Source organism: Alkalihalobacillus sp. CinArs1 (assembly GCF_947387515.1).
In the GTDB taxonomy this organism is placed as follows: Bacteria; Bacillota; Bacilli; order Bacillales; family Guptibacillaceae; genus Guptibacillus.
The window spans coordinates 729,101-749,678 of record NZ_CANDOB010000001.1; the positions used below are offsets into that span (position 1 = coordinate 729,101).

Annotated in this window: 20 protein-coding genes; 4 read left to right on the forward strand and 16 right to left on the reverse strand. The window is 38.4% G+C overall.

Annotation, left to right across the window (positions count from 1 at the left end):
- Genes PFZ69_RS03920 through PFZ69_RS03930 form a run of 3 tightly spaced genes read right to left on the reverse strand, consistent with a single transcriptional unit; the run spans nt 1 to nt 3,089 of the window.
- Entirely contained in the window at nt 1–1,164 is a 1,164-nt protein-coding gene (locus PFZ69_RS03920) for a DUF418 domain-containing protein (RefSeq protein WP_270179709.1), read from the reverse strand.
- A gap of 29 nt (nt 1,165–1,193) precedes the next feature.
- A complete protein-coding gene (locus PFZ69_RS03925; RefSeq protein ID WP_270179710.1) occupies nt 1,194–2,489 on the reverse strand; it encodes a DUF2254 domain-containing protein in 1,296 nt (431 codons plus the stop codon).
- Nucleotides 2,490–2,528: 39 nt separating this feature from the next.
- Nucleotides 2,529–3,089, reverse strand: a complete 561-nt coding sequence (locus tag PFZ69_RS03930; protein ID WP_270179711.1) for a methyltransferase family protein — start codon at nt 3,087–3,089, stop codon at nt 2,529–2,531.
- 440 nt (nt 3,090–3,529) lie between these two features.
- Here PFZ69_RS03930 and proB point away from each other — a divergent pair, with 440 nt between their 5' ends.
- The 3 genes from proB (at nt 3,530) to PFZ69_RS03945 (ending at nt 7,265) form a co-directional block, all read left to right on the forward strand.
- Nucleotides 3,530–4,672 (forward strand): glutamate 5-kinase, encoded by a 1,143-nt coding sequence (gene proB / locus PFZ69_RS03935; RefSeq protein ID WP_224880073.1) that lies wholly within the window; start codon nt 3,530–3,532, stop codon nt 4,670–4,672.
- 52 nt (nt 4,673–4,724) lie between these two features.
- Nucleotides 4,725–5,993 (forward strand): glutamate-5-semialdehyde dehydrogenase, encoded by a 1,269-nt coding sequence (locus tag PFZ69_RS03940; protein ID WP_270179712.1) that lies wholly within the window; start codon nt 4,725–4,727, stop codon nt 5,991–5,993.
- Nucleotides 5,994–6,152: 159 nt separating this feature from the next.
- A complete protein-coding gene (locus PFZ69_RS03945; RefSeq protein WP_270179713.1) occupies nt 6,153–7,265 on the forward strand; it encodes an NADH:flavin oxidoreductase in 1,113 nt (370 codons plus the stop codon).
- Nucleotides 7,266–7,313: 48 nt separating this feature from the next.
- Here PFZ69_RS03945 and PFZ69_RS03950 read toward each other — a convergent pair whose 3' ends face one another.
- The 5 genes from PFZ69_RS03950 to PFZ69_RS03970 all read right to left on the reverse strand — a co-directional run bounded on the left by PFZ69_RS03950 (nt 7,314) and on the right by PFZ69_RS03970 (nt 11,218).
- Nucleotides 7,314–7,874 (reverse strand): AAA family ATPase, encoded by a 561-nt coding sequence (locus PFZ69_RS03950; protein ID WP_270179714.1) that lies wholly within the window; start codon nt 7,872–7,874, stop codon nt 7,314–7,316.
- A 108-nt stretch (nt 7,875–7,982) separates the two neighbouring features.
- Nucleotides 7,983–8,477, reverse strand: coding sequence for an LURP-one-related/scramblase family protein (locus PFZ69_RS03955; protein ID WP_270179715.1), 495 nt, complete (start codon nt 8,475–8,477; stop codon nt 7,983–7,985).
- A gap of 207 nt (nt 8,478–8,684) precedes the next feature.
- The gene (locus tag PFZ69_RS03960) at nt 8,685–9,494 is read right to left on the reverse strand and encodes a protein phosphatase 2C domain-containing protein (RefSeq protein ID WP_270179716.1); all 810 of its coding nucleotides are present in this window, start codon (nt 9,492–9,494) and stop codon (nt 8,685–8,687) included.
- A gap of 177 nt (nt 9,495–9,671) precedes the next feature.
- Nucleotides 9,672–10,499, reverse strand: coding sequence for an STAS domain-containing protein (locus PFZ69_RS03965; RefSeq protein WP_270179717.1), 828 nt, complete (start codon nt 10,497–10,499; stop codon nt 9,672–9,674).
- Between the two features lie 251 nt (nt 10,500–10,750).
- Complete coding sequence (locus PFZ69_RS03970; RefSeq protein ID WP_270179718.1) at nt 10,751–11,218, reverse strand: DUF4306 domain-containing protein; 468 nt, start codon at nt 11,216–11,218, stop codon at nt 10,751–10,753.
- 548 nt (nt 11,219–11,766) lie between these two features.
- Here PFZ69_RS03970 and PFZ69_RS03975 point away from each other — a divergent pair.
- Nucleotides 11,767–12,969: an iron-containing alcohol dehydrogenase gene (locus PFZ69_RS03975; protein WP_270179719.1), complete on the forward strand. Its 1,203-nt coding sequence runs from the start codon at nt 11,767–11,769 to the stop codon at nt 12,967–12,969.
- 613 nt (nt 12,970–13,582) lie between these two features.
- Here the strand turns inward: PFZ69_RS03975 and PFZ69_RS03980 are convergent.
- From PFZ69_RS03980 to fabG, 8 genes are all read right to left on the reverse strand, one after another.
- Nucleotides 13,583–13,843: a hypothetical protein gene (locus PFZ69_RS03980; RefSeq protein ID WP_270179720.1), complete on the reverse strand. Its 261-nt coding sequence runs from the start codon at nt 13,841–13,843 to the stop codon at nt 13,583–13,585.
- Between the two features lie 702 nt (nt 13,844–14,545).
- Nucleotides 14,546–15,739 (reverse strand): chromate efflux transporter, encoded by a 1,194-nt coding sequence (gene chrA, locus PFZ69_RS03985; RefSeq protein WP_270179721.1) that lies wholly within the window; start codon nt 15,737–15,739, stop codon nt 14,546–14,548.
- 15 nt (nt 15,740–15,754) lie between these two features.
- Nucleotides 15,755–16,060 carry a PadR family transcriptional regulator gene (locus tag PFZ69_RS03990; protein WP_270179722.1) on the reverse strand — a complete coding sequence of 102 codons (306 nt, stop codon included), beginning with the start codon at nt 16,058–16,060 and terminating at the stop codon, nt 15,755–15,757.
- A 219-nt stretch (nt 16,061–16,279) separates the two neighbouring features.
- Nucleotides 16,280–16,717, reverse strand: coding sequence for a hypothetical protein (locus PFZ69_RS03995; RefSeq protein WP_270179723.1), 438 nt, complete (start codon nt 16,715–16,717; stop codon nt 16,280–16,282).
- Nucleotides 16,718–16,860: 143 nt separating this feature from the next.
- Entirely contained in the window at nt 16,861–17,511 is a 651-nt protein-coding gene (locus tag PFZ69_RS04000) for a YczE/YyaS/YitT family protein (RefSeq protein WP_270179724.1), read from the reverse strand.
- A gap of 151 nt (nt 17,512–17,662) precedes the next feature.
- Nucleotides 17,663–18,217 (reverse strand): hypothetical protein, encoded by a 555-nt coding sequence (locus PFZ69_RS04005; RefSeq protein ID WP_270179725.1) that lies wholly within the window; start codon nt 18,215–18,217, stop codon nt 17,663–17,665.
- An 85-nt stretch (nt 18,218–18,302) separates the two neighbouring features.
- Complete coding sequence (locus tag PFZ69_RS04010; RefSeq protein ID WP_333489727.1) at nt 18,303–19,802, reverse strand: class I adenylate-forming enzyme family protein; 1,500 nt, start codon at nt 19,800–19,802, stop codon at nt 18,303–18,305.
- Nucleotides 19,803–19,837: 35 nt separating this feature from the next.
- Nucleotides 19,838–20,578: a 3-oxoacyl-ACP reductase FabG gene (gene fabG / locus PFZ69_RS04015; RefSeq protein ID WP_270179726.1), complete on the reverse strand. Its 741-nt coding sequence runs from the start codon at nt 20,576–20,578 to the stop codon at nt 19,838–19,840.

Here is a 20,578-nt window from a genome sequence, read left to right on the forward strand (position 1 = left end):
CTACCCCTCATTTCTTTTTATCGAAAATCTTTTTTGATAGGTTACTAGTCTCCAGACCCATTCTAGCGGACCATACTTGAATGAATTCAGCCATATTTTGCTCAGTACGATTTGAACGATATAGATGACTACCAATAGGAGAATACCGGTGCTTACTCCAACTTCCCCATAAAGACCTAATCCATAATTATAAAAGATCAGTGTGCAAACGATGGACTGGAACAAATAATTACTAAGTGCAAGTTTTCCTACCCATTCGAAAACGATCATCTTCTTACCTCTCTGGTAGAGCAAAACAAAAAGGGCTACATAAAATAGTGATACAAGAGGGCCTCCGAGCGAATCTTGAAGGTGTAAAAACGCATATGAACTCGTTACATATGGAAGAAACTTTATAACAAACCCAACAGAACCCACCATGAGTAGTTTTTTTATAAGTGGAGAGTTAGCAACATCACCGTTCAGCCATCCCTTTTTCGCAAACCCTGCGCCGAATAAGAAGAAAGGCAAAATCACAAATAATAGAAAGAGTGCGTTCCAGCCCCCGTTCACATAAGCCCAGTCCTCGATTCTTTGTTGCATGATTTCTACTAAACTACCAGATCCATATACTTCGATCGATTGCTGGATCGCAATTGGCTGATGACTCGAAAATTCAACAGCACTTAATGGTAACATCAATAAAAACAAGAAAATGGCATAGATAAGCCAAAGAACAACTCCGATTTGAAGTAGTCTCGTCCCTCTCAATCGGATAAATAAAAGAAGGACTAAACCGCAAAGACTGTATGTAAATAAAATATCACCATGCCAAATAAGAGTGAAATGAATGACTCCTAACAACATTAAGAACAGGAGGCGTCTTAGCATCAATGGATAAAATGCAGCACCTCTCTCCAGTACACGACTTCGGAATAGAATGAAGCCATACCCGAACAAAAATGAAAAAAGTGGGTAAAAGCTCGCTTGAGCGAAGAAATCAACAAAGATCATAGACCATTGATTAAGCTGATTTCCCCAATAATTAAGGTTGTCGATATAGATATAGGGAGAGTGAAAATCAATCATATTCACTAAAAAAATGCCCAACAGTGCAAATCCCCTCATCGCATCTATTGAATGGATCCTCTCGCTTCCCGAAACGGGTGCTAGTTCTTTCCCCATATTTTCATCCTTTCTAGCGCTCTTCTCTATCACTTCTTACAAATCTCTGTTAAATAGTCTGAGGTAGTTGTTATCAATTCTTTATCTAGCTCAGGATATTGTTCGAAATCGATTCCTTCCATAATATAAGCATGAAATTTACGTATATCACTTTTGATTTCTTCTCTTTGTCCTTCAGCTGTTAAGATCAACGCTTCGAGAACACCGTTTATAACCGAAACATCACCTTTGCCATAATGTCTTATTAAATAAAAAGACTTATAGAGATAGTGAAAAAAAGATTTTGGAGAGGTCATAACTCGCAAATTTCTATTTGAATCAAAAAAGACTTCTTTCGGTCGATATACTTCACCTATACGATGTAAGATCGATCCAAGACGATTAGTACAGTTGATTGCAGTATGAGGATCATTAACAGAAGGAGAAATTGCGCGTAATGAGATTTCAACAAGTTTTTGAATTGAAAACTCAAGATCTTGAGTGTTGATCCGCTCTGAACCGATTTTTATTACATTTAATACAGTATTCTTTTTAAAAGGATCATTACCATTCACCCATACCGTCCCAAGTAAAGAGCCTCGTCTCACATATTGACCTACTACGGCATTCAACCTAATGATGAGGTCATCTTGTTTTGAATGTTCAACAAGATTTTCATATTGAATCTGTTGGATGTACCCCATTTTCTCACTATAGATCGGAATGCCATCACCTTCTCTAAGTTCAAGCTTCTCCCAACCATCCCAATCCTCGAACTTCTCTCCTGCAATCAATTCTTCTTTCGTATCGAGCAATGCCAACGTTTCTCTTGTGATTTTCTCGATCAAGTTGCTAACTTGTACAAAAGAAGAAGAGTGATGAATAAATAAAACAAAGAACAATAAGCAAACAACAGCGATCACTACCGTTAGAACAGGGGATAACAAGAGCCTTTCGTCTTTCCCTGTCAAGAACAGCATGTTGAACAAAGCAAAAACAAAGCCAGCCACGAAAATACCTAGTACATGTTGAGTGAAACGATCCGATATAAAATCCTGCAGTGTTCTAGGTGAAAACTGTGAAGAATAAGTCGTTAACACAACCATAATAGAAGAAAAAGAAATGGTAGTCATCGTTAAGATCGCAGTAATGAGAGGTCCATACAGGGACTGTGCTATTTTCTCAGAAGCTAAGAATAGCTTCGAATATGTACCATCAAGCTGTGACATATAAGCGATATCGATCCATGTACTTATACCAACTACGACTACTGAAAGAATTCCGTAAATAACGGGTAAAAACCAAAAGCTGTTTCGTAATTTGATCATTGTTTTAGAGTCATTCATCAGGTACCTCTTTCTACGATTATTGGTATGAATAAACCGTTAATATATATAAGGGATCAGACGATTACGTGTTCTCCCCCACTCCTCATACCCTATTCCAATCGACTTTGATAATAGCTCTTCTTCAATTCTTATCCGGTACAACAATGACGGTATGAGTAACAACAACGCTACGAACACACCGATCCACACTCCCATATAGATGGGAAAACCAATCGTAATCAATAATAATCCAGTATAAAGCGGATGTCTTAGTTTACGATAAGGACCTGAGCTGACTAACTCAAGCTCCTCTTCAACGATTACATCTCTAGAAAAAAACTGTCCAAGCTCTCTAATTCCCCAGTACCGTAGTAATATACCTCCTCCGTAAATTACTATTCCAATACTTTTTGACCAAGCGGACTCTTCAAAATTAAATAAGTTTAAAACACTAAAAATAACCGTCAAAAGAATCGTTGATAACGTCATGATGAGGATTAGTCGGAACGATTTCTTCTCAATATTCGTTGGTTTGTTTTGGTCCTTTCCACGCTTTAATACGAATTCCCCAATCCAAAAAGCGGTCAAAATGAAAAAGATTATTTCCCATACATTCATTTCCTCAGCCCCCTTTTCTAGACTTGTTATAAGCAGTATACCAGAGTTTGAAGGGTACAAATGAACCAAAGGTTTATAAATGTATAATTCCGGGAATTTATACACCCTAGTAAATGTAAGCCCTTACATTAAGCAGAATTGGAGGGATGCTTATATACACCTTTCCGCATAATTTGGGGTTATTTGGTAATTAGTCGTCGCGGATAGTAGTTATATATAAGGTTGTGACAGCGTCTCATCTTCTAAGAGAATATAAGAGGAGATTAGAACGTCTATCGTCCATTTTCTTAGTTATTCTCCATTTATCCGCACTATTTGGGAAGCTGGTATTGTAAGGAAATGACGGTTTGTTATACTCGAATAGTCGAATTGATCACAGCAAATTGTCCAGTCACAGAAGAAAAAAACACATTTAACGGCAAGTTAATAGGAGTGAAATGATGAATCTAGACGATGGAAAAAAGCGAATCGTAATAAAAATTGGAAGCAGCTCATTAACGAGCAGACTCGGAGACATCAGCCGCAGAAAACTAGAACGATTAGTTGATGACATCGTAATGTTAAAAGATGAAGGACACGAAGTACTTCTCGTATCTTCAGGTGCAGTAGCTGCTGGCTATCGCAGACTCGGTTGCCTTGAGCGTCCTACATCTCTTTCTGAAAAACAGGCGGCCGCGTCGATTGGCCAGGGACTATTAATGGAAGCTTACTCAGAGCGTTTCATCTCCCATGGCTATACAGCTTCACAGATCTTGATTACGAGAAGTGACTTTTCCGATCGAAAAAGATATAACAACGCACGCAATACCATCAATGTATTGTTAGAACGCGGTATTGTACCGATCGTAAATGAAAATGACACAGTAACAGTTGAACGATTGAAGTTTGGTGATAACGATACGCTATCAGCTAAAGTTGGTGCTTTAGTCGATGCAGATCAACTTATTATCCTTTCAGATATAGATGGACTGTTCAGTGACGACCCAAGAAAGAACCCAGACGCTGAACTTCTTGAGCATGTTACAGAAATCACACCTGAAATCGAAGAATCTGCTGGAGAGCCATCGAGCTCTGTTGGAACAGGTGGAATGAGATCTAAGATCGATGCTGTGAAAATTGCTATGGCTTCAGGAACAAATTCATTCCTTGGTAATGCTTCAACGAAAGGCATTATTTATAACGCTGTTCAAGAAACAGCAAGAGGAACTTATTTCGAACCAGAGGGCGACGCAGAGCTTGACAATAAGAAGCAATGGATCGCATTTAACTCAGGCCCTGAAGGTGAAGTAATCGTTACAGACAAAGCAAGAGATGAAATTTCAGATCAAGAACGAAGCCTACAGCCTATTGGCGTTCATTATGTACACGGTCACTTTAAGCCTGGTGCAGTCGTTAAGGTAACGGACATGGATGGCGAAGAAATCGGTCTTGGTGTGACAAACTACTCTTCTAAACACCTTAAGATGATTAAGGGTCTCACATCTGATGAGATTTCAGAATTGATCGATGTATCTGTAAAAGAAGCTGTTCATATCAATGATTTTGTATCACAAGATCAGCTTGCAATTCCACTAGGCTCATAAAAGATAACTTGAACAACCAACACGAGAACATTAATTTCACAGGAGGCGTTTGATGACTACTCTAAATACAACGGTAGAAGTAAATGTAAAAGAACAGGCGAAGCTAGCACAGAAAGCTTCTAAAAAGCTTTCGCTGCTTACGACGGAAGAGAAAAACGAAGCGCTCAACATTATTGCGGACGTGCTTGAACAAAATACGGATTATATCCTACAAGAGAATAATAAAGACCTTGAACGAGGGAAAGAAAAAGAATTTACAGATGCATTTATGGATCGCTTACGCTTAACGGAAGACCGTGTGAAAGATTTTGCGAACGGACTTCGTGAAGTAGCACAGCTTGAGGATCCTGTTGGTGAAGTACTTTCTGACTGGAATTTAGATAACGGTATGCAAGTCGAACAAGTTCGCGTACCTCTTGGTGTAATCGGCATGATTTATGAAGCTCGCCCAAACGTAACGGTCGATGCAACTGGACTTGCTCTTAAGTCAGGAAATGCGATTGTTCTAAAAGGCGGCTCTAACGCGCTGAACTCAAACAAAGGTATCGTAAAAGTTATTCATGATGCGCTGCCTAAAACGAAGCTCCCTGTTGAAGCAGTACAACTAATCGCTACAACAGATCGTAAAGCGACTAGCGAACTATTTACGATGAAAGAGCATATCGATGTATTGATCCCACGTGGCGGTGGTGCGTTGATCAATACGGTAGTAAACAATGCTACTGTACCTGTGCTTGAAACAGGTGTTGGTAACTGCCACATCTATTTCGATAAGCACGCTGACGCTGAAAAAGCGATCAACATCTTGATCAATGCAAAAACAGACCGCCCAGCTGTGTGTAACGCTGCTGAAACGCTTATCGTGCACAAAGAATGGTTAAATGAAAACAAAAATCTTCTTGCGAAAGCTCTTAAAGATAACAATGTTAAGATTCACGGGGACGAGCACATCGTGAATACGTTTGAAGATGCAGTACTTGCTGATGAAGACGATTGGAGCAATGAGTACCTTGGACTTGAAATCGCAATTAAATCAGTAGATAGTACGCAAGAAGCGATCGATCATATTGAAACTTACGGAACTAAACACTCAGAAGCCATCATCACAGAAGATAAAGAATCAGCTTCCCTTTTCCGTAACCTTGTTGATGCAGCTGCAGTCTATCACAATGCATCTACTCGTTTTACAGATGGATCAGCTCTTGGTTTCGGTGCAGAGATCGGAATTTCAACACAAAAACTTCATGCAAGAGGACCAATGGGTCTACCAGCACTTACAACGATTAAGTATTGCATGACAGGAACAGGTCAAATTCGATAAACCTTTAAGCAAAGATAACTCCTTAACAAGGGGTTATCTTTTTTTGTGTATGAACTTAGAAGAGATGAACAGCCTACTGATGTGAGCATATGTTTCGAGAAAATAACGAACTCCATTTATAATGAATTAAGATATCTTTAATTCGAAAGGATGAAAGAAATGAATTACGAAAATCTATATACTGAACAAAACCTTGGGAAACTTCATCTATCGAACAGATTCATTGTCGCTCCAATGACAAGAATTACTGCAACTGATGATGGTAGCGCAACGAATAAAATGCGTGATTACTATGAACGATATGCTAAAGGTGGATTTGGTGCAATCATTACAGAAGGAATTTATACAGACCAGCTCTACAGTCAAGGGTATTTAAACCAGCCTGGTCTCACGAACGACAACCATGTGAACGCTTGGAAAGAGATTGTGGATACAGTGCATAACCATGATACAGCGATCATTGCCCAGCTTATGCACGCTGGTGGACAAAGCCAGGGGAATGTTTACACAAATACTACTGTAGCTCCTTCAGACATCGCTCCTAAAGGAGAGCAACTTGGTTTTTACGGTGGTTCAGGTCCCTTTGAAAAACCAAAATCGCTTACGAAAGAAGATATTGTGCAGATTCGTGAATCTTTCGTTCAATCTGCTCGCTATGCTGAGGAAGCTGGATTTGATGGAGTAGAAATTCACGGGGCGAACGGCTATCTTCTTGATCAGTTTTTAACTGATTATACAAACCACCGCACGGATGAATATGGCGGTTCATTAGAAAACCGTTTGAAACTAATAACAGAAGTAATCAAAGATGTGAAAGAAGCTGTAAGTGAAGATTTCACTGTAGGTATTCGTATTTCTCAAATAAAAGTTGCGGATCCTGCTTATAAATGGCCAGATGGAGAAAGCTCAGCTCAACTGATCTTCTCTACCCTAAACGAGACTGATCTTGACTACATCCACGTTACTGATGGTGATGCTGTTCAACCAGCTTTCGGTGAAGGAACGAAAACCTTAACTGCTGCAGCGAAAGCTTTCTCTGACCTTCCGATCATCGCAAATGGCCAGCTTGGTGATCCAGAAAAGGCGAGCAAACTGATCGCAGAGAAAGACGCGGACTTTGTGAGTCTAGGTACTAGCGCACTTGCAAATCCAGATTACCCTAACCGTTTGGCTAAAGGTGAAGAATTAAAGTCATTTGACTTTGAAAGCACGCTTCTGCCTATTGCCTATATCAAAGACCATGAGATCGAAATGGATTTAGTCAAAGCCTAACAACAGTTCCTCTCCTTTTTGGAGGGGAATTTTTTCTACTTGAGGTGATCAGTTAGAAATTCGAACAATCTTTCTAATGACAGAATCAACTTCTTCACTATGTCTAATGACAAAAAGATAATCAGCTTCACATTCTTCTGGATCTACTACATCTTCATTTCGTGACTCATTCTGTTGACGCATAAGGACTTCCTCAAAATTAGAGGTATTCCCTCTAAAGATATTGGTACTTCGATGACTATGCTTAACTCGATCTCGAAGTATGTCTTCTTGGATATCAAAATGAACAAGGATACGAACAAATTCCTCTTTAGCATAAATGTCTTCAAGCAAATATTTTCGTCCTGATTTAGTTCGATTTGCACTACTAACAATAATATGAAAGTCCGTATGCTCTTTCGCATAGTCGACGATAAGTTTGGAAATCGAGTGCTTCAGTGTATTTGGACCACTTTTCGGTTGAAGATTTTTATAGTATGTATTTATAAATTCAGCGTGGTTGTCTTGGTCTACAACAAAAGAATGAACCAGTTCTTTTTCTAATGCTCGCGCAAAGGTACTTTTCCCTGTGTGGGTTTTACCTACTGTTATGATAACTAACCTTTTCATACGTCCTCACTTTCATAGCTATTTCGAATAAGCTTCGCTATGTTAAACAACATTGCATTCGCACCAAATCTGCTTAGTCGGTGACATAGATAATCTTACGTTAATTTTTTAAATCGATGCTCCTGAAGCAGCTGCTTGATCTGCCTTCACACAATCGATCGCAACAACGAGTGCAATCATAATAGTTTCCATCTCTCCATCTATTACTTTAACCTTGTAGCTATCACCCCAAGTGAACCATTCTTTGCTCACTTCTCCTATGATTTCACCATGTCGTAAAACGTGAAAGTCCATATTCCACCAATTACCTTGGACGTCAATACCTCCCGAGTCAATCGAATATCGTGACTTTAAAAAGGACAATTCCTTTTTAATTGTTACTACCTCTTGCCCATTCACCTCTACTAAGAACTTTGGTAGAAAGCTGAACACTTCTTTTGTAATGAGTGCTACTTCATCCCTTGCAGTATTCATAATGAAGAAAGTTTTTGGAACTTGCATAAAACTTCCCTCCACGTAATAAACATCCTTCTCCTGTTGATCTTTTACTGTAAATTCCCCTCCAAGACTGAATACCTTCTGTTTAATATAAAGCTGACTCATACATATGCCTCCCAATACTTGACCTTTTACAATATTTACGTTTGAGATTGGGAGTGGTTCCAAAAATTTGTATTAGACTCTAAGTAAAGCTCTAAAGCGTATCCCTTCACTCACTACGATTAGTCTTTTTATTAACCTGTGAATTCATAAGTAAGAGAGCTCCTCCTATTAAAGAATGAGCTCTCGTTATCTACAAGATAAAGGTGTTCACAGATCACTTGGATTTGTTACTTCATCAGTAATCTTTACATCCCAAGAAATAATGGTTGTACTATCTCTAACATGATTCTTCTTGATGACTTCCAATAATCTTGTCATTCCCTCATCAACCTGTGAATCGCTCATCATATCATAAATATTTTTAGGAACAGAGAATGGTTCGTTAGGGCATTCAAGCAGACCGTCAGTTGTTAAGAATATGCGATTTACACCTTTTCTTAATTCTCTTACACCGCTACTATAACAAGGAATAACTTGATCAAATGTATTAACCTGGCCAATCCACTCATAAAACTGGCGTTGGTTTAGTTGATACTGACCAAGACGAGCAAGTTCAGGATGAAACACAAACGAAAGGCAATCACCGATTGAAAACCACCATACATACTTTTCTTTTCTTAAAACGATCAAACAGGCTGTTTCACCTTGCACGTTTTTACAATCCTTTAGAAACGTTTCCTCTTGGAATAGATTTAGCATTGTATCATGTAGCCTTTTCATAGTTTGTTCGGATGGAAGCGATAAAATCTGCTGTAGTTCTGCCTTCCACTTCAAAAATTGCTCTACTACTAATTCTGCACTTTCGGCTGAATTATGCGCATCTAAAATGACAGTAAACTCCCACCCAGCTTCTTTATCTACCCAGATCAAACAACCATCTTCGTTCTTATACTGACCTGCTTCAGAATTTCCACCAAAACGCCCTAAGGATATGTGCTCAATACTAATAACAGTAATGTTATCTACAAAATTAGACTGACTTCCAACCCAACTAAATTCACGAATGATATTCTCCAATTTAATGACTCTCCATATAGGATTTTTATTGATTACAACGAATTAACTACATTAACGTAAAAATTAAACAAGCATGATTTTTGCTCCACTAGTGCTTGAAGACTACCATTTCAACCTCTTGGAAAAGTAGGGTTACATAAGAATTCGCCTGTATCAAATCAGACCTTAAAGCTACCATTAAGCAGTAAAATATTGTCTCAATGCCTGCTGTAAAGTTCCTAATGTTTTAATTTCCTCATTTAACTTAATCCCAAGCTCTGTTATTTTCATTACAACTAGCTTTCTTAATCCGGTTATAACAGTGGTACATCCCATCAGTGAAGCTCCATCAACAATTTGAACCAAACGGTAAATATCATCACGATTGATATCAGCAATTCCAGATAAGTCCATAATCAATGTGTGGATACGCATCTCGCTTATTGCAGTTAATACTTTCTCCTCAAGGATTTCGGTTCGCTGCGCATCCATTGTTCCGATTAAAGGGAGAATGCTTACTGAATCGTTGATCGGAATGATTGGCACTGATAGATTTTCAACTTGTTCCTTTTGTGCCCTTATAAGTGAATCTTTGTATTCTGTATAACTAATAAAGAAGGAATTCAGAAAATGGTCCACTCGGTTGTTTATTTGTTTCTCCATTTCAAAAAAATGAATGCCAGTATCATTACGTTCTAATTCCGTATACTTTTGAAAATACACCCATAATGTTCGTCGTATTGCTTGCACCCATTCTAATTTAAACGAGATCGCAAGAGAATGCGTGGCCCAGGCAATTCCTTCTTTTACCGCAAAAGCATGAAGATCCTGATCATTTTGCTCAATGATATAAACAACGAGTGTGTGAGCATTTGAAACAAGGTCAATATTACCTACTCTTAGTATTTCATTAATTTTATCTTTAACATTAACCGCTTCTTGGAGTAGCGTTTCTGTGAAGGATTGACTGTTTGCTTCAAAGAAATCTAGGAATTGAAATGAATCTTTATATGTGAGCGCTTGCATTTAGCTTCTCCTCCTCGATTAATTTTGATTTCCAAAAGAGGAAGCGATGTATGAATGTTGAGATGTTTACTCCTGCTGTTTACCTTCCTCTCCTTAATGAGTAGCACCTTTTGTTAAACTAGAATCTTTTTAATAGAACCTGATTAAGCCAAAAGGTTACCTGTGATATACACTTATTCTTATATTTTCGATACAGATAAAAAATTCCCTCTAACTAATTCTTTTGAACTAGTTTCTAACCAAAGTTGCAATTAGGCCATTGAAACATAATTTACTCTCACCCTTAGAATAACTGCAATAAAAAAGTTTAAGATTCCAGTCACGACAAAAAACCATGTAAACAAGTTAAGCCCCATTGTTGGCGATTCAACGATCAACAGACTCAACACTAATAAACTTCCACCTAGAGCACTATGAAAGATTACCAATAAATTCATATTAGATCGGAGTAAATTCCAAGCGATTACTATAAATAAGTAAAGAAGACTTATAGTAAATAGTAATGGAAACACTGGTTTAAATTTAGCAGCATAAATAAAATGATCTAAACCTGAAATATCATTTTCCACTGTTACTTTGCCAATCATTATTTTCGAAAAAATTGCTGAATAACCCCATTCCCAGGGCTTATCCCTAAGTTCGCTACCTTCATACCACGTTACAAAACCAGAAAAGAAAACCATAAAAACTGAGAAAATGTACTGTATAATGTAGACCATAAACACTTTACCTCCCTATTTAAAACAAACTTGTTAGTTTTTCATCATAGATCAACCGTTCTCTTGTTAAACGAATATAGAGGGATTAATGTTTACTTAGAAGTGCAGGAAAAATTCAGTTAGGATCTATCTTCTTTCTTTGAATAAATCCTTAAAAGTCGCTATGAGCAATGTAAGAAGTAATACTGGATGATTCCCTTCAAAGGACTTCTATCGAACTGCTGATTACGATCATTCATAAATAAACAAGCTCACCAAAAACAAAAGTGCAGCAATCAAGCTTACAACATCAGATTTCACCAACTTCTTAAATGCAAAAACCCCTTATATTTTATAAGTAAACTGCCATGTACTAAACTTACTCTATTAAATACCTAAGCTACCGTTCAGTATCTCATCTATCGTATTAATTGGCTCAAGTATGAAAAGACCAATAGTTTCGTTTATTCTTCAACTACAGCAGTAATTCTCAGATATCTCTAAAAGAATTCTATTATAAGAAGAAAGAGCTAAAATCAAAAGGAAAACAATGAAGAGGGGTTTTTCAAATGATAAAACTTTATGCTCGTAGTTATCAACGAGTTCTTCGAATCCTATCACCTGCTATGCCCTGGCGAGTACCGGATCTATTAGAAGGAGAAGATAGTGTACTTGACCTTCCTACTAAGTTGACAGAAAAAGGGGTTAAAAATGTACTCATTGTAACGGATGCTGGAATTACAAAAATTGGTTTGATGGAGCCTCTACTTCAAAAGTTGAATGAAGCAGGCATTCTTTATACAATCTATGACAAAACCGTCCCAAATCCAACGATAGAAAATGTGGAAGAAGCACGCGAAGTTTATGAAATTAAAGGATGTGAAGGCATAATTGCCTTTGGTGGTGGTTCTCCTATTGATTGTGCAAAAGCCATTGCTGCGCGTATTTCGCGTCCAAATAAGTCAGTCACACAACTTAAAGGCGTCCTTAAAGTACGAAAGAAAATTCCTCCATTATATGCAGTACCAACGACTTCAGGTACAGGTAGTGAAGGAACGTTAGCGGCTGTCATCTCAAATAAAAAAACACAAGAGAAGTTTGCGATTAATGATCATTCCCTCATTCCACACGTAGCCGTGTTAGATCCGCTGTTAACGATTGGACTGCCAAAACATATTACATCTATGACTGGGATGGATGCATTGACGCACGCTGTTGAAGCGTATATTGGGAAAAGTACAACAGCTGAAACGCGTAGCTATTGCACAAAAGCAGTGAAGCTGATTTTCGAGAATTTATATGAAGCGTACGAGAATGGAAGCAATGTAGAAGCACGTAAACAAATGCAGCAAGCATCTTATTTTGCTGGCCTCGCATTTACGCGCTCTTATGTAGGGTATGTTCACTCCATCGCACATACGCTAAGTGGATTTTACGATGTACCACATGGATTAGCAAACGCAGTCATTATGCCACATGTGCTTAGATATTATGGAGAAGCAGTGCAACATTCGTTAGCAGAGCTTGCAGATGTAGTCGGAATCGGTAAAGGAGAATCCTTACAGCGAAAAGCCAACTTGTTTATTGAAGCGATTGAAGAAATGAATGCGAAGTTGGATATTCCGAATAAAATTGAGGGAATTCTAGATCAAGATTTTCCTAAAATGATAAAGCATGCACAAGCTGAAACAATTCCTTTATACCCTGTACCAAAACTTTTGAAGAACGATGAGTTATTTTATCTTTATCAAGCTATCCAGGGTACTCCATAAATAAAAGGAAACGAGAGACTTATAGAAAATAGATAATATAAACACAAAAAGGGAGACTAACAGTAGTTCATTCATTTCTTCACCCTTCTCTTTAGTCGTTTTAACTCAAACCCAATAAAGCGCTTACCATTTTTTCAGTAAGCGCTCCTTTCACTTTTACCCACATCAAACTCTACTCCACCGCATTCTGGGCATCTTCTTTCCATAACTTTATCCCTCCTAAAAACTAGTGTATTCTGCTCCTAAGAGAATATATGGAACAATAACATATACGCGAATAAATTCCTTCTGATTGTATCGCGTATAATCACTAACGATTGCTTAGTATGAACTCAAAAGTATGATTACTACAAAAGCAGCTTCAATAAAGGAAATAATGCATTTCCCCTATGAGCATTCTTGTATTCTGCTATTCCCGTTACTAATGTCAATATTCCTCCAAACAATATCATATAGGGAAGCAAATCATGTTTCCCTGTTATATATGACAAGCCGCCCATCCCAACTAAAATAAAGGAAAGTAAAATTCTCATCAATATCAACAAAAAACGTAACCTCTTTCCTAACTGAGGACGTAACCCTTTTGTAATTTCAAAACTCGCTATTTTCCTTATTAGTGATTCCCACCAATCATGTAATTCACAAAATTACCAGTAAACATCAGAATAAAAAAGCTAAACAACATAAATATGTTCGATCCAATTAGCCAATAATTTCTTATCAACGCTGCAGACACTATACCAACCGGAGCTATAATAAATGTTAGCAACCAAAAAGGGCTTGCAACTTGGAACACTATGTTTGGAACCCAAACACTCACACTCAACACCAAGCTAGAAACAGCCAGTATTTTTAATAGTTTTTCTTTGTTCATATAATCCCACCATTCTTTACTTCGATTTTTAATTAAACAACACTGCTATTTTTTAAGTAAAAAAGCGTAGACCTTTCTAGATTAATAATCTATAAGTATTATCTCTCAATTCTGATTGGGTAAGATAATAAGAAATTAATTATTTTAGATGATCGGAATTGATATATTTCTTTAATTTACTTGGGTTAACAAACCGTATTGAAACTACCTCCCCACAATTTAAACAGACAGTCAGTTCTTTTTCGTATTCTGGTACTTTAACAAATTTATCCCCTTCACAGCTTTTACAGTTTTGCATCTCCTATTTCCCCACTTTTCATAAAGTTATTTGTCCTTTAATATTTAATAAATTCCACGCAGATGAGCATTATAGCTTCTTGAAGTATATTTTCTAACCATCCAATACCAATTATTTCAAATTACAATAACCAACTCAATCTTTATTTCATAAAAAGAGAGCTTACCCTAATCAATGGTAAGCTCATGGAGAAGACTTGACTTCAAAATAATATACACAGTGAAAGTTCTTGCATTTTTGTAGAAAGCGAGAACTTTCAACTATTATAGGGGAGAAATTCCTTCGCTGTATTCACTATCTTCTAATACTAAGAGATATAATATCTACTTAGTCGGTCAATTTCTTTATAGCCCCGCCTGTAATGCCCTCACCTGAAAGATGAGGGCTCAACCTTTTATTCTTTACTAGAAACCTAATAAATTCAGAATAACTCCTCCAACTACACCTAAAATAACGATAAGCCACGCTGGCACTTTCCAAATCGTTAACAAAGCAAATAAGATAGCACCTAAAGCAAAATCAGAACCGTCAAAGATGGAACTTTCAATGACTGGATCATAGAAAGCCGCCAATAGAATCCCTACCACACTGGCGTTAACTCCCATTAATATGCCTTGGAAAGAAGCCCGCTTACGTAATTCACTTAAGAACGGTAATGCTCCAATAATAAGTAGAAAAGATGGTAGGAAAATAGCTATGGTAGCCACAACTGCTCCCGTTATCCCTTCCATCATCGTCCCGAGATAACTAGAAAAAGTAAACAATGGGCCCGGAACGGCCTGTGCCATACCATAACCTGCTAAGAACTCATCTGGAGACAGAAGGCCTTGAGGGACAAGCTCTCGTTCGATCATAGGCAATACTACATGACCGCCACCAAAGACTAAGGAACCTACTCTGAAGAAGATATCAAAAATATTCAGTAACGGGTTGTTAACTGCTTTTGCAAGGATAGGCAGGGAAATAAGAGAAATTGCTAAAACAGTTAACGAAATAATACCTGTCTTCTTCGAGATATTAACGGGGAAAGGCTCAATTTTTGATTCTGCTTTATTTTTAAACAAAGCCAAGCCTACCATTCCAGCTGCTAGGATGATGATGATCTGAATCCATGCAGAAGGATACAGCAACATAATGAGGGCAGCAGCAAGTGCAATGGCCATTCTGCTTTTATCTGGTGTAAGTTTTTTACCTAAGCCAATTAGGGCGTGTAGGACAACAGCGGCTGCTACTATTTTAAGACTATGAATAAAGCCCGCATCAGCCAAAGTGAAGTTTTGATATAGTAATGCGAAAATGACAAGAACAATAACGGAAGGAAGCGTAAAACCTAAAAAGGAAGTAATTCCACCAAGGATTCCCCCACGTAATATTCCTATAGAAATTCCAACCTGACTACTTGCCGGACCAGGAAGGAATTGACATAACGCGATCAAGTCTGCATAGGTTTTCTCATTTAACCACTTTCGTCGATCGATATATTCATCCTTAAAATAAGCAAGGTGCGCGACCGGCCCACCAAATGAAGTTAATCCTAGTTTTGTAGATGTAAATAAGATTTCTATAAGAGTTTGTATCTTATTATTCTTTTGACTCAATTCGTTCTCTCCTAATCATTTAATTTCTTTAAAGAGTTCAAAGGCTTTAGCTCGAGCTTCCTGAAGGACAGAATCTCCCTTGTCAGTAATCCGATAGTACTTTCTAATCTTTCCATTCACGTTGACATCTTCCCGATCCAGCAGCAGGTCCTTTTCCATATTGTGCAGGATAGGATATAGGGTGCCAGCACTAATTTCATAGCCGTGTTCATGCAGCTCTTCCAACATCCAAGACCCATAAATCGCTTCTTCTTTCGCATGGTGCAAGATATGAATTTGTATGAAGCCTAAGAAAAGTTTTCTCAATACTTTATTATCCAAGTAGTACCTCCTCATCAAGAATGCCAATATCGAAAATCGATATTGATTTTCGGAATCATTATAAATCATCCACTTTGAATAAGCAATTTCACTCCTTAGAATTTACACTAACTTAATAAAATCACTTTAAATACACTATCAAAAAGGTTAGACACGAAAAAATCACACCTGTAAATGAGGTGTGATTTCTTAGCTTGATCTTAAATCCATTTTTTAAACTTATCTAGCCTTCTTATAAACGAATGCGAGAATAAGTGAAAACATAAGATGTGTTCCTAGATTCATCATTTGCCCGGATGTAAACGCCTGTCCGATCATCGTTCCCATTCCCATCATCGCTGGCATTACGAGAAGAGGACCAATAATCCAAATCGCAATACCATGAACAACACCGAGAAGATAGGTTTTCGAAGTGAATACTGCAGCTGCACCAAATCCTAGGGCAAAGACGATACTGATCGCCATGTGAACGATCCAACCCACTGCTATACTCTCACTTCCCATCAACCCTGCGACCATGCCCATACGACCCATCATTTGCATAAGAAGACCGAAAATGATTCCAGCTACAATTCCACCGACCAATGATGCTTTTAATGATTTTGCGAAAGTTGGTCTGACTTCGGAGACAGTTTTAGCCGTTGCTACTTCAGACATTGAACCTCACATCCTTTCATTTGATACTTTTATCATAAAACAATTAGAAATCGATAACTGTAAGCACGATTACAAAAGTAAAGAATATTCAGATTTAACACAATCAAAAAAACTAGAATCCAATTAAGAATTCTAGTTTCATGTTAATGTGATGATTCCTTTACGAATGGTGTTCCTCTATTACTGTCATAAGAAAGGATAGCCGCGAGAAGCCACTTACATTGTGGCAATGCATAGCCGATCACTTTACCCAATAATAGGGCGATCACAATACTTCCAATCCCCACAGGTCCACCTAATGCCCAACCTGCTAATAGGACAGTCACTTCTATTCCATTTCGTACCCAGTCAATTCGCCATCCTGTTTTTTCAACAAGAAGCAGCATGATTCCATCCCTTGGACCGGCACCTAATCCAGACGCAACATAAACTCCAATTCCATAGCCAAGCACAAGTAAACCAATCAAGAAGAATATTGCTTGAGAAAGAAGAGATACAGGATCAGGTAATATGAATAGGAAAAGGTCTATAAAGATACCTAGAAGAAGCATATTGAGTAAAGCGCCTGACTTTGGTAATTTCCTCGTATATAAAGAAGTGAAGCCTAATAGGATGAACCCTGTGATGATGGACCATGTTCCGATCGTTAATCCAAATTGCGTATATAACCCATAATGAAAAACGTCCCATGGACCAATGCCAAAAGCTTTCCCTTTAATCGTCATCGCAATCCCTAACCCAAGAATAGCTAATCCTATAAAGAAAAAGCTCCACCTTATCAATCGCTCACGCATGAGGGTTCCTCCTTTCAATTTCGTTATCAAACTATCAAACCTCACAAACTATATCATAGGAAAGAAAACATAAAAACCACCCGGGAAACTAGGGTTTTTCCATAAAAAAAAGCAACTCTATGCATGGTAGAGATTACTTTTTAGTAGATAATTATTTTCGATTTATGCGTCGTTTTAGTATGTATAACACAAGTATGATAACGATGAGTGTAGAAATCATCCAGATGATCCAATCGCTGTCTTTCTCGCCCAATGGCTCTTCAACCTTGACTGATGAATTGACTCCTCCACCTATAGCCAGTAAATCTTCCCCTGCTTCAGATAACGCTACTGTCCGAGTGCAGAAATTCGTTTCGATGGACCCTTCTCGTTCATATCCGTATACTAAATATCCTTTCCCCTCTTCAAACTCATATCCGCAACTTGCCGAACTTCTTGCTGTTGAGACGAGTACCCTCGATCGATCGAGATTTTTATACGTTTTTTCTACTTGAAATGAAACTGAAACCGGATCTGCAGTGGACGCCGTAAACAACCCTTTGTTTTCATCAATTCCTTTCACCACTCCAGAAAAAATGACGGTATTAGGGTCTTCCAGAACTTCTTCCACACTGGGCTTTGCACAAGAACATGCAAATGCAGTGTTTTCAGGAACTAGATTCATAAGTAAACCGAGCATCATGATTAAAAACGCTATTTTCTTCACGCTTCTCCTCCTTTCGCTATACGAGTCTATGCAGTCAACCAAAGAAAACGAACCCAATTTGGGTCCGCTTCATATATGTTATTTATCACACGTCCATGTTTGTGACGTTCACTTGATTACAGGCTTGTTGCACGAGCTTAACTCGATCGATCTTACCTACAGACGTTTTAGGCAGCTCTTTTGTCACGTGAATATCCATAGGAACTTTATAGGCAGCGAGTAATTGCTTTAAGAATGCCTTTAGAAGATCGATATCTACTAGAGAATGTGATGAAATATAGGCAACTGATTTTTGTCCCCATTTTTCATCTTCTATGCCTATGACTGCGGCTTCATCGACTGCTGGGTATCGAAGCAAGGCATTCTCGATTTCAACTGGATAGATGTTTTCACCACCTGAAATGATCATTTCTTTTTTTCTGCCAACAATGTAATAATCGCCATCTTGATCCCGCTTCGCCATATCTCCAGTATGAAGCCAACCATTTTGTACCGCTTTTCTCGTAGCATCTTCATTACGAAAATACTCTTTAAACATATGGTTTCCCCTTATAAGTAATTCTCCGACTTCTCCAACGCCGGCTTCCTCACCTTTTTCAGTAACGATTTTCACTTCGTTAAATAACATCGGTTTTCCAACTGAACCTCTTTTAGCAGCAGAATCTCTTGGATGAATATAAAAGTTGTTAGGACCTGCTTCCGTTAATCCGTAGCCTTCTTTAAACGCGAGTCCCCGCTCAGAAAACTTTTCGTAAATATACTCCGGGCAAGGAGCTCCACCTGACAAGAAGACATCGACTGAATCAAAAGATACACGATCAAATATAGGATCTGTCACGATCATATGGTACATAGTAGGAACAAATAGAACAATCGTGCACTTGAAGTCATGCAATAAGGTTATTGCAGCATCTGGTGAAAACTTGTCTGCAACGATCACGGTGCCTCCTGCCATTAATATCGGGATCGAGAGTGCGTTCAGTCCTCCTGTATGAAACATAGGCAGATAGGTTAACGTCGTTTCTTTTTGCGTTAACCCCCAACTCATCACGGTATTGAATGCATTCCAGTTAACCGACCGATATGATAAGACAGCACCTTTTGACTTTCCTGTGGTTCCACCTGTATAGATCATCATCCACGGGTCATCTTCAGTCACTTCTGTGAGAGATAAGGGGCATATTCCATCCTTTACCATCGCTTGCTCAAATGAGACGCATAGCAGCATATGATCTACACATATCTTTGCAAGTTCATTCGTATGACGATCAAAAATAAGTAGGGAAGGGTCAGAATCCTCGACCAACTCAGCTATTTCCTTATTAGAAAGACGCCAGTTTATTGGAACAAATACCGAGCCAGTTTTTTTACACGCAAATAACAATGCAAACATGTCGAGAGAATTATGAGCGAGCACCAGAACCCGATCACCTTTCCCTACATCGTTCTTTTGTAAAAACGCCGCTAACTGTATAGCTTTATCATTCAACTGCTTATACGTCCATTCTTCACGTGAAACACCATCGATTAACGCGCAATCATTTGGGAATAGATTCGCTCGTCGTTCCATCCAATCCAATTCCACTTCGTTTCATCCCTCCCAACCGTAAGCATGAGACATTACATCATAATACCACCATCTACGTGAAGCGCCGTTCCATTAATGTAATCCGCTTCTTCACTCGCCAGAAACAAATATGCATTTGCGATGTCCTCTGGTTTACCAAGTCGCTTTACAGGCACCATCGCAACCATTTTTTCGATTACTTTCTCTGGCACTGCCGCAACCATAGTTGATTCAGTAAAGCCTGGAACCACTGCATTCACATTTATGCCTTTGCCACCCAATTCTTTTGCCCATGTCTTGGTCATTCCAACGACAGCTGCTTTTGAAGCAGCATAATTGGTTTGACCAACATTTCCATACACTCCGCTTACGGAAGAGGTATTGATGATCTTTCCCTTTCCCTGTTTTACCATATAAGGCACAGCGGCCTGGGTGCAGTAGAAAACACCATTCACATTAACATCCATCACGTTCTTAAACGCTTCACCGCTCATTTTATGCAGCATACTGTCTTTTGTAATGCCGGCATTATTAATTAAGATATCGATTGTTCCGTTTACCTCAGCGATATCGTTTATCGTCCTTTGTACATCATCTTCCTTTGATACATCAACCTGATAAAACGTAACACGGTATCCTTCAGCTTGTAATTCCTCCGCTTTTTGCTTGCCAATTTCCTCTTGTAAATCTAGCATAGCAACGCGTGCGCCTTCTTTCGCAAAACGTTCTGTCGCAGCTAAACCAATACCGCTCGCTCCTCCTGTAATGACAGCCACCTTATCTTGCAACCTCAT